General features: G+C 33.7%; 9 protein-coding genes. 6 read left to right on the top strand and 3 right to left on the bottom strand.

Annotated elements, in window-relative coordinates:
- The 3 genes from B4I81_RS07640 to miaB all read right to left on the bottom strand — a co-directional run.
- On the bottom strand, positions 1-223 hold a 223-nt coding region (locus tag B4I81_RS07640; protein WP_291109338.1), incomplete at its 3' end, for a sigma 54-interacting transcriptional regulator.
- Positions 224-268: 45 nt separating this feature from the next.
- Positions 269-640 (bottom strand): GxxExxY protein, encoded by a 372-nt coding sequence (locus B4I81_RS07635; protein WP_231843154.1) that lies wholly within the window; start codon positions 638-640, stop codon positions 269-271.
- A gap of 41 nt (positions 641-681) precedes the next feature.
- Entirely contained in the window at positions 682-2,130 is a 1,449-nt protein-coding gene (gene miaB / locus B4I81_RS07630; protein WP_291109335.1) for a tRNA (N6-isopentenyl adenosine(37)-C2)-methylthiotransferase MiaB, read from the bottom strand.
- Positions 2,131-2,397: 267 nt separating this feature from the next.
- Here miaB and topA point away from each other — a divergent pair, with 267 nt between their 5' ends.
- From topA to gldN, 6 genes are all read left to right on the top strand, one after another.
- Complete coding sequence (topA, locus tag B4I81_RS07625; RefSeq protein ID WP_291109333.1) at positions 2,398-4,899, top strand: type I DNA topoisomerase; 2,502 nt, start codon at positions 2,398-2,400, stop codon at positions 4,897-4,899.
- 3 nt (positions 4,900-4,902) lie between these two features.
- On the top strand, positions 4,903-6,051 hold the full coding sequence (locus B4I81_RS07620; RefSeq protein ID WP_291109331.1) for a formimidoylglutamase: 1,149 nt from the start codon (positions 4,903-4,905) through the stop codon (positions 6,049-6,051).
- Positions 6,052-6,205: 154 nt separating this feature from the next.
- Positions 6,206-7,588 (top strand): gliding motility lipoprotein GldK, encoded by a 1,383-nt coding sequence (gene gldK, locus B4I81_RS07615; RefSeq protein WP_291109329.1) that lies wholly within the window; start codon positions 6,206-6,208, stop codon positions 7,586-7,588.
- Between the two features lie 53 nt (positions 7,589-7,641).
- Positions 7,642-8,277, top strand: a complete 636-nt coding sequence (gldL, locus tag B4I81_RS07610) for a gliding motility protein GldL (RefSeq protein ID WP_291109327.1) — start codon at positions 7,642-7,644, stop codon at positions 8,275-8,277.
- A gap of 50 nt (positions 8,278-8,327) precedes the next feature.
- Positions 8,328-9,857, top strand: a complete 1,530-nt coding sequence (gene gldM / locus B4I81_RS07605; protein WP_291109325.1) for a gliding motility protein GldM — start codon at positions 8,328-8,330, stop codon at positions 9,855-9,857.
- 49 nt (positions 9,858-9,906) lie between these two features.
- The coding region (gldN, locus tag B4I81_RS07600) for a gliding motility protein GldN (RefSeq protein ID WP_291109323.1) at positions 9,907-10,498 on the top strand (592 nt) is incomplete at its 3' end.

Here is a 10,498-nt window from a genome sequence, read left to right as displayed (position 1 = left end):
CCGGAATTGCTCCACAGTTTACGGCAATATATTTTCCATGTTTTCTGTGCGAAAGGGCGTGAATGATTTTTGGAATACTTTCTTTTCCAACACCACTTTCACCTGTTACCAATACCGAAATATCCGTTGGAGCCACTTGAATGGCTTTCTCCACGGAACGATTGAGTTTTGGGTCGTTCCCAATAATTTCAAATCGTTGTTTTATAGCTTGTACTGATTCCATTTTTTTATTTTTTTTGCCACGGATTAAAGGATTTTCACGGATTAATTAAAATACTAATCTTTTATGTTGTAGTGATTTGTTTTGAAAATTCACCAATAATCCAATTTCTGATTCTGAAAGTTTCATATAATTCAATACTTGTGCAGTATGTTCTCCTGAAAATTCTTTTACTGCTTTCACTTCTAAAACAATATCTTCATTTACAATGAAATCAGCATAAAATTTATGTGGTAATATAACTCCTTTATATTCGATTGAAAATTCTTTTTCTCTCTCAAAAGGAAGATTATTTGCTTTAAATTCTATCTCTAACGCATCTTTATAAACTACTTCAAGTAATCCTGGACCAAGATTTCTGTGAACTTCCATACAAATACCAATAATTTTAAAAGTTTCTTCTTCTCTATAAAGTCCCATATTGAAATCCGTGTTAATCTTTTAATCCGTGGCTTATATTTTTAGTTCATTACAGTTGAGTAACCAACCGCTTCTCCAATTAAAGTCGCTGCGGTACAATCTGTGATTTTTACCATTACGAATTCGCCTACTTTGTAATTTTCTTTTGGGAAAACCACTACAGTATTTTGCGAATTTCTTCCGCTCCAGTGCGCATCCGAACGTTTAGATTCTTTTTCAATCAATACTTCTACTTCTTGACCAATGAAACGTTGTGTTCTTTCTAAACCAATTCTTTGTTGTAAGTCGATGATTTCATTTAAACGTCTTTTCTTCACTTCTTCTGGAACGTCGTCTTCCATTTTTCTGGCTGCTAAAGTTCCTGGGCGTTCTGAATACGCAAACATAAATCCGAAATCATATTTTACATATTCCATCAAACTTAAGGTGTCTTGATGATCTTCTTCTGTTTCTGTTGGAAAACCAGCAATCATATCTTGGGATAGTGAAATATCTGGAATAATCGAGTATATTTTATCAATCAACGCGATGTATTCTTCACGCGTGTGTTGACGATTCATTTCTTGTAAAATTCGAGTGCTTCCACTTTGAACAGGTAAGTGAATGTACTTACAAATGTTATGGTGTTTAGCCATAGTTTCAATAACTTCCACATGCATGTCTTGCGGGTTAGAAGTTGAGAATCTAAAACGCATTTTTGGGAACAACGTAGCACATTTGTCTAATAATTGAGCAAAATCAACTGCAGTCGCTTTTTGCATATCAGTCGCCTTATCGAAATCTTTCTTCAAACCTCCACCATACCAAAGGTAACTGTCTACGTTTTGGCCTAATAAAGTAACTTCTTTGAAACCTCTATCGTATAAATCTTGAATTTCGTCATAAATACTTTGTGGTTCACGGCTACGCTCACGTCCACGAGTAAAAGGAACTACGCAGAAGGTACACATGTTATCGCAACCTCTTGTAATCGAAACGAAAGCATTAACTCCGTTGCTATTCAAACGAACAGGTGAAATATCACCATAAGTTTCTTCTTTTGAAAGAATTACGTTGATAGCATCTCTTCCTTCTTCTACTTCCGCTAATAAATTGGGTAAATCTTTGTAAGCATCGGGTCCAACGACCATGTCTACAATTTTCTCTTCCTCTAAAAACTGACTTTTCAAACGTTCCGCCATACAACCTAAAACCCCAACTTTCATTGAAGGATTGATTTTCTTTACCGCGTTGTATTTTTCTAAACGTTTACGAATGGTTTGTTCTGCTTTATCGCGAATTGAGCAAGTGTTTACCAAAACCAAATCAGCATCTTCTAGATTTTGAGTGGTATTATATCCATTTTCATAAAGAATAGACGCCACAATTTCGCTGTCCGAAAAATTCATTTGGCAACCATAACTCTCTATAAAAAGTTTTTTTGTATTTCCTTCTTTTTGGTCAAGAACTAAACTTTGACCTTGTTTGTTTTCATCAATTACCTTTTCCATATCAAAGATTTCCATTAAATCATTCCGAAGTTTCGGAACGCAAAGATAATACTAAATTATAAAATCTGACAAGATGGCAGAAAAGGTTTAACATGAAATTTTAAATTATTTTTTATTGCAATTCCAAGTAGCCGTTTTTCGTGGATTTTATACCTATATATATAGGAGTAATTTGACTGATATTTTGGTTTATTATAGGTAAAAAAATGCTCAGGATGTTAAAATTTAAAAAAAACCTATACTTTTGCGGTTCAAAAAAAACATGAAATGGCAAAGAATTTAGTAATCGTTGAGTCACCTGCAAAAGCAAAAACCATCGAGAAATTTCTAGGAAGTGAGTATCAAGTTGAGTCGAGTTATGGACATATTGCTGACTTGCCTTCGAGAGAAATAGGAGTGGATGTAGAAAATGGTTTTAAACCGAAATATGAAGTTTCGGCAGATAAAAAAGCATTGGTGACCAAATTAAAAGGATTAGCTAAAAATGCCGAAATGGTTTGGTTGGCTTCCGATGAGGACCGTGAGGGAGAAGCAATTTCTTGGCACTTATCTGAAGAATTAAAATTAAAACCAGAGAAAACAAAACGTATCGTTTTTCACGAGATTACAAAATCAGCTATTCAAAAAGCAATCGAAAATCCGAGAGGAATTGATTACAATTTAGTAAACGCTCAGCAAGCTCGTAGAGTTTTGGATAGATTAGTTGGTTACGAATTATCGCCAGTACTTTGGAAAAAAGTTAAAGGAGGTTTATCTGCAGGTCGTGTGCAATCAGTTTCGGTTCGTTTGATTGTGGAGCGTGAAAGAGAAATTCAAAATTTCAAACCAGAAGCTTCTTACAGTATTACAGCAGAGTTTACAAACGAAGCAGGAAAAACATTCAAAGCAAAATTGCCTAAGAACTTTGCGACTAAAAAAGAAGCAGAAGATTTCTTAGCTAAAAATATTGGCTCATCTTATAAAGTTGGAGATTTAGAAACCAAACCAACAAAAAAATCACCAGCAGCACCTTTTACCACTTCAACGTTGCAACAAGAAGCGGCTAGAAAATTGTATTTGCCTGTTGGAATTACCATGCAAATTGCCCAACGTTTGTACGAAGCCGGACTTATTACTTATATGAGAACGGATAGTGTAAATTTATCGCAAGAAGCAATGGCGGCAGCTCAAGCCGAAATTACAAGTTACTACGGAAAAGAATTTTCGAAACCAAGAAGTTTCAATACCAAATCAAAAGGAGCACAAGAAGCACACGAAGCCATTCGTCCAACGGATATGTCAAGACATACAGTGGATATTGATAGAGATCAAGCGCGTTTGTACGAATTGATTTGGAAAAGAACGTTAGCGTCTCAAATGAGCGATGCTGAATTAGAGAGAACTAATGTAAAAATCGAAGCAAGCAATCATTCGGAAACCTTTACAGCAACTGGAGAAGTTATTAAATTTGAAGGTTTCTTAAAAGTCTATTTGGAAGGTCACGACGATGATGAAGAGGAACAAGAAGGAATGTTGCCTGCTTTAAAAGTTAACGAAAAACTTACAAATAATTATATCACGGCTACGGAACGTTTTTCACGTCCGCCAAGTCGTTATACTGAAGCTTCTTTGGTGAAGAAATTGGAAGAATTAGGAATTGGTCGTCCATCAACCTATGCGCCAACTATTTCTACTATCATTGCCAGAACTTATGTTGAAAAAGGAAGTTTCGAAGGTCAAGAAAGAAAATACAACCAATTGATGTTAAAAGCTGGGGAAGTAAAATCGCAAGTTTTAACGGAGAATGTGGGTTCAGATAAAGGAAAATTAGTTCCAACCGATATTGGAATTATCGTGAATGATTTCTTAGTAAAGAACTTCAACACGATTTTAGATTATAATTTCACGGCGAAAGTAGAGCAAGATTTCGACGAAATTGCGGAAGGAAAAGTGGATTGGGCTAAAATGATGAACGATTTCTACAAACACTTCCATCCCAATGTAGTCGATGTAGAGAAAAATGCGGATAGAGAAAGTGGTGAAAGAATCTTAGGAGTACATCCCGTTTCTGGAAAACAAGTTTCGGTTCGTTTAGGAAAATATGGAGCTATGGCTCAAATAGGTGATTCCGATGATGAAAACAAACAATTTGCAAGTTTACGTCAAGATCAAAATATTGGAAATATCACTTTGGAAGAAGTATTGAATTTATTTTTACTTCCAAAACAATTAGGTACATATAAAGGAGAAGAAATTGAAGTGAACAATGGTCGTTTTGGACCTTATGTTCGTTTTGGTTCTCAATTTATTTCCTTACCAAAAGGAATGGATCCAATGGATGTTACCATGGAAACGGCTCAAGGTTTAATTGATGAGAAAGTACAAGCGGATGCACCAATTGGAACATATGATGGATTACCAATTCAAAAGGGTGTTGGGCGTTTTGGACCTTTCATTAAATGGAATGGAATGTTTATCAATGTAAATAAAAAATACAACTTCGATAATTTATCGCAATCAGATTTAAACGAGTTAATCGAAGAAAAACAACAAAAAGACATTGATAAAGTAATTCACGATTGGAAAGAAGAAGGAATCAAAGTGGAAAAAGCACGTTGGGGTCGTTCTGTAATTACAAAGGGCAAAATCAAAATTGAATTGAGCAAAGATGTTGATGCTTCTAAATTAACGTTGGCACAAGTTCAAGAAATGATAGAAAAGAAAACTCCTGCTAAAAAGACGGCAACAAAAAAAGCACCAGCTAAGAAAACAACCGCTAAAAAGAAATAAGCAATGGTTTTTGATTTTTTACAACCTATTTCAACTTCTGTAGAAGAATACATTGCAACATTATCCAATCAGACATTGGGAAAGAAAGTGGTGTTTCATACCCAAACCGATTTCCCGGTTTTGGACAATGTTGCTATAGCTATAATCACGGTTAATGAATTTAGAGGAAGTGAAAAAGACAATGATGATTTTTCTTTTGACGACTTTAGAAAGCAATTTTACAGTCTTTTTCCAGGAAATTGGAATACTACTATAGTTGATTTAGGAACCATAGAGGCTGGAGCAAGCATTGAAGATACTTATTTTGTTGTAAAAAGTTTGATGACAGAGTTAATAAAGAAACAAATTATTCCTGTTGTCATTGGTGGAACTCAGGATTTGACTTATCCGATGTATCGCGGTTATGATAATTTAGATCAAATGGTTAATTTGGTTTCTGTAGACAATCAATTTGATTTTTCTAAGGAGAATAAATTGGACTCGGAGTCTTATTTGTCGAAAATTATCGTAGAGGAGCCTAATAATCTATTTAATTTCAGTAATTTAGGATTTCAAACCTATTTTAATTCGCAAGAAGAAATCGATTTAATCGAAAAATTATACTTTGAAGCCTATCGTTTAGGAGAGGTTTCAAATAATATTGCAGTGGCAGAACCCGTTTTTAGAGATGCTGATTTAATTAGTGTTGATATGCAATCGGTACAGTCTTCTTATTCTGGCAATTTCGATGTTTTTAATCCTAACGGATTTACAGGAAAAGAAATTTGTGCTCTTACACGTTATGCAGGAATAAGTGATAAAGTAACGTCTTTCGGGATTTTTAATTTTAATCCAAATGGGAATGAAGTTGTTTTAACAGCTCAAATGTTGTGGTATTTTATTGAAGGATTTTGTTTTCGCTCTCATGAGTATCCATTTGGTACAAAAGAGAGCTATATAAAGTACATTGTTCCTATTGAAGATGAAGAATTAATCTTCTATAAGAGTAATAAAACTGAAAGATGGTGGATTGAAATACCTTTTTTAACTAACGTTAATAATAAATTAAAAAGAAGTACGTTATTGCCTTGTACACATGAAGATTATTTAGCTGCATGTGAACAGGAAATTCCAGAAAGATGGTGGAAAGCCCAAAGAAGAAATATTGTTTAAAAAGACTATTTTTCAAACGGTTAACTAATGTTAAAAATTATATAATTTTAAATTTTAATATTTTTTACACGTTTTTGAAAAAAATGTTGTTTTTTTCAAAATTATTGAATAGGTTTACGCCCTTAAATAGAAATTACATTTAACCCAAGTTTATATGAAGAAGTTTGTTGCATTTTCAGCAATTTTGTCATTATTTATCAGTTGTGGTAAAGGCGATAAAGGAGAATTAGTAGGAGTTAAAGGGAGAAAATGGCATCCCGAAAAACCTTACGGAATGACATTAGTTCCTGGTGGCGCTTTTATTATGGGTAAAGCGGATGATGATTTAGCTAATATTCAAGACGCACCTACTAAAACCGTTACAGTTCGTTCTTTTTATATGGACGAAACAGAGATTACTAATGCAGAGTATCGAAAGTTTGTTGAATGGGTAAAAGATTCAACAATTAGAACACGATTGGCTATATTGGCTGATGAGCAGGGGCAAAAACCAGGTTCAGGGAGTGGTAAAGGAGGAAGTATTGGTGATTTTGCTTTCGCAGATGTAGATCCTGAAAAAATGACTCCTTATGATAAATACATGTATGAAAACTACTATAGTGTAGGTACAGATGATGATATTTATGCTGGAAGAAAATTAAATAAAAAGGTAAAACTTGTAAAAGAACCTTCTAAATATCCTGATGAATTTTACGTGGAAGTAATGGATTCAATGTATTTGCCAGAATCTGAATCTTACAATGGTCTTAAAACTATTGATGTCTCTAAATTAAAATTCAAATACAATCAGGTTGATTTAAATAAAGCTGTTAAAAAGAAAGGGCGTAAGAATTTTTATGAGGACGCACCACCAATTGAAATTTATCCCGATACTACAGTATGGATTAAAGATTTTGCCTATTCGTATAATGAGCCTATGCATAATGATTATTTTTGGCATCAAGCTTACAGTGAATATCCTGTTGTGGGAGTTTCTTGGAATCAAGCAAAGGCTTTTTGTGCATGGAGAACCATGTATAAAAATGCATATATAAAAACTAAAAAAGGAAGAGATCAAGTAAATTCATTCCGTTTGCCAACTGAGGCTGAATGGGAATATGCTGCTAGAGGTGGAATTGAGGGAGGAACATATCCTTGGGGGGGTCCATATGCTAAAAATGATAGAGGATGTTTTATGGCAAACTTCAAACCAAATCGTGGAGATTATGCTGCTGATGGTGCTTTGTATACAGTTGAAGCAAAATCTTATGAGCCTAATGAGTTTAATCTTTATAATATGGCTGGAAACGTTTCTGAATGGACAGAGTCTTCTTATTATGCAGAAGCTTATGAATTTGTTTCTACAATGAATCCTCATGTAGCGGACAAGAAAAATCAAAGAAAAGTAGTTCGTGGAGGTTCTTGGAAAGATGTTGCTTATTTATTACAAGTGTCAACACGTGATTATGAATATGCTGATTCAGCAAGAAGTTACATCGGGTTTAGAACTGTTCAAGATTATATGGGTACAGCAGCTACAGGAAATAGACCTAAATAGTATTTAACCAATTTTATTATATATTTAACTTAACTAACTAAAATTTATTTATTATGGCAATTTTAAGCAAAAAAGTGATGGGATTCCTTTACGGAATGGGGGCAGCGGTTGTAATCGTTGGAGCATTGTTCAAATTAATGCACTGGCCTGGTGCAGGACCAATGCTTGTTGTCGGTTTGTTAACTGAGGCTGCGATCTTCGCATTATCAGCTTTCGAACCTGTTGAAAAAGAATTAGATTGGTCTTTAGTTTACCCTGAATTAGCTGGTGGTGAGGCTAAGGCAAAAGATAAAAAAGCTGAAAATCCTGCTGAAGCACAAGGATTATTATCTCAAAAATTAGATGCTATGTTGAAAGAAGCTAAGATTGATGGAGAATTAATGGCTAGTTTAGGAAACAGTATCAAAAATTTTGAAGGTGCTGCTAAATCAATTTCTCCAACTGTTGATGCTATGGCAGGACAAAAGAAATATGCAGAAGAAATGTCAACAGCTGCAGCTCAAATGGAAGCTTTGAATAATTTATATAAAATTCAATTAGAAAGTGCTGATAGAAATGCACAAGCGAATAAAGAAATTGCTGAAAATGCTGCTAAATTAAAAGAGCAAATGCAATCAATGACATCAAACATTGCATCTTTAAATGCGGTTTATGGTGGTATGCTTTCTGCTATGAGTAACAGAGGATAATTAGTTTTATCATTAAATATTTTATTAATTAAAAACTAATTTAAAGAGAAATGGCAGGAGGAAAATTAACCCCTAGACAGAAGATGATTAACCTGATGTACTTGGTTTTCATCGCAATGTTGGCATTAAACATGTCAAAAGAAGTATTATCTGCTTTCGGATTGATGGATGAAAAATTCGAAGAGGTTAATACAGGTGCAAAAAAAACAAATGAAGAAATGCTTTCTGTTTTGGCTGCTAAAGCTGCAGAAAACGTTAATTTTAAAAATGCATTAGATGAAGCTAATCAGGTTAAGACTATTTCTAATGAATTTTATAATTATTTAGAATCAGTTAAATCTGAAATATCAAAAGATTTTCCAGTTGATGAGAAAACTGGAAAAATGCCATATGAGGCCATGGACAAGTCAACTATAGATGAAAAATGGTTTAGTGGAGATGGATATTCGCAAAAAGGTACAGAAATTGTTTCAAAGTACAATAAGTATCTTTCAGATATGAAAGCTGTTTTAGGGAAAAATGTAAAATTGACCCCTATTGTTAGTGAGATTAATGCTAAGTTCGGTACTGCTGATATCAAAGATAAAGAAGGTGTTTCTAAAAAGTTTTTAGATTATCATTTTAAAGGTTTTCCTGCAATTGCAACTATTGCAAAGTTAGCTTTAGCTCAAAACGATATTAAGAAAGCAGAAGCTGATGTATACAGCATACTTTTAGGAAAAGCTGCTATTGAAACTATGTCTTTGAAAAATTTTAAAGCTATTGTGTCTTTAGATAAAAATGTTTATTTTCAGGGTGAGCCAGTTACTGGTAAAGTTGTAATCGGTAAATACGATGAAAATGTTAAAGTATCTGATTTCAAAGGTCCTGGAAAAGTTGTTAATGGTCAAGCTATCTTAAATATGACAGCAGGTAGTATTGGTGAACAATCTTTTGGTGGTAGCTTTGTTTTTATGGAAGATGGAAAACCTGTTGAATTACCTTTCGACGGTAAATATGTAGTAGTGCCAAGACCTAATCAAGCAATTATCTCTGCTGACAAAATGAACGTTGTTTACCGTGGTGTTCCTAACCCTATTTCTATTTCTGTTCCTGGAATTGCATCTAATAAAGTAAATGCAAATGCGCAAGGAATGTCTAAAGTAGGTGATGGTAAATTCATGTTAAAACCAGGTTCAGGAAGTGAAGTTAAAATTAATGTTAGTGCAACTATGCCTGATGGTAAAACAATGTCAAGTGCACAAGTTTTCAGAATTAAAGGTTTACCTGCACCAACTGGAAAAGTGGGTGGTTTAGATAAGAACAAAGGTCCAAAAAGTAATTTAGAAGTTTGTTCTGTTACAGCAGCTATGGAAGATTTTGATTTCCCTGTAACTGTTAATGTAACACAATTTAATATTAAAGTACCTGGGCAACCTACTGTTGTAGTTTCTGGAAATAAAATGGATTCAAGAGCCAGAGCTGCAATAGCTAAGGCCTCTAAAGGAGATATTGTTATAATTTCTGAAATTAAAGCAAGTTTCGTTGGTATTGATCAAGTTGCAAAACGTGTTTCACCTTGTACTTACGAAATACAATAATTTAAAATAATTTGTGTTTATTCATTAAACCAAATAAAAAATAAATAGAATGAATTGGAGAAATAGTATTGCAATTTTAGTTTTAGGATTATGTTCTACTACTTTTGCACAGTCAAATTTATTAAATGCAAAAACTCCTGACCAAATAGGAAAAAAGACGGAGGCTGAATTAAGTGCAGATAACGATAAACCGCTACCTTACGGTTATGTTCATGATAGAGATATCTTGATGGGAAAACGTATTTGGGAAGTTATTGATCTCGATGAAAGAGTGAATTTTCCACTTTATTTTCCTGTTGAAGGAGATGTAATGACATCTCCTGATAGAAGACCTCTTTATAATGTACTAGTAAAAGGAATTAAAGATGGTACTATTACTGAAGTGTATGACTCAAGTTATTTTACTACTAAAAAAACTTTAAAAGACATCGAAGCTTCATTGTTTAAAGTTGATACTACTGATGTAGGTCGTGAACAAATGAACGAAGATATTGAGGCTTACAGAAAAGGTACTAAAAAGATTTCTGAAGAGTATATCAGAAAAACTGAAATTGAAGCTTACAACGTAGATGCTTATAAAATTGTTGGTTATTGGTATTTCGATAAAAGACAAGGCGAATTAAAATACCGTTTATTAGGTA

Source organism: Flavobacterium sp. UBA6195 (assembly GCF_002422095.1).
Lineage (GTDB): Bacteria > Bacteroidota > Bacteroidia > Flavobacteriales > Flavobacteriaceae > Flavobacterium.
This window is presented reverse-complemented; position numbering and strand designations above follow the sequence as displayed.

Bases quoted from the DNA above. Each gene is read 5' to 3' on its own strand.
- B4I81_RS07635 (WP_231843154.1), bottom strand. From the start codon at position 640: ATGGGACTTTATAGAGAAGAAGAAACTTTTAAAATTATTGGTATTTGT.
- miaB (WP_291109335.1), bottom strand. From the start codon at position 2,130: ATGGAAAAGGTAATTGATGAAAACAAACAAGGTCAAAGTTTAGTTCTT.
- topA (WP_291109333.1), top strand. From the start codon at position 2,398: ATGGCAAAGAATTTAGTAATCGTTGAGTCACCTGCAAAAGCAAAAACC.
- B4I81_RS07620 (WP_291109331.1), top strand. From the start codon at position 4,903: ATGGTTTTTGATTTTTTACAACCTATTTCAACTTCTGTAGAAGAATAC.
- gldK (WP_291109329.1), top strand. From the start codon at position 6,206: ATGAAGAAGTTTGTTGCATTTTCAGCAATTTTGTCATTATTTATCAGT.
- gldL (WP_291109327.1), top strand. From the start codon at position 7,642: ATGGCAATTTTAAGCAAAAAAGTGATGGGATTCCTTTACGGAATGGGG.
- gldM (WP_291109325.1), top strand. From the start codon at position 8,328: ATGGCAGGAGGAAAATTAACCCCTAGACAGAAGATGATTAACCTGATG.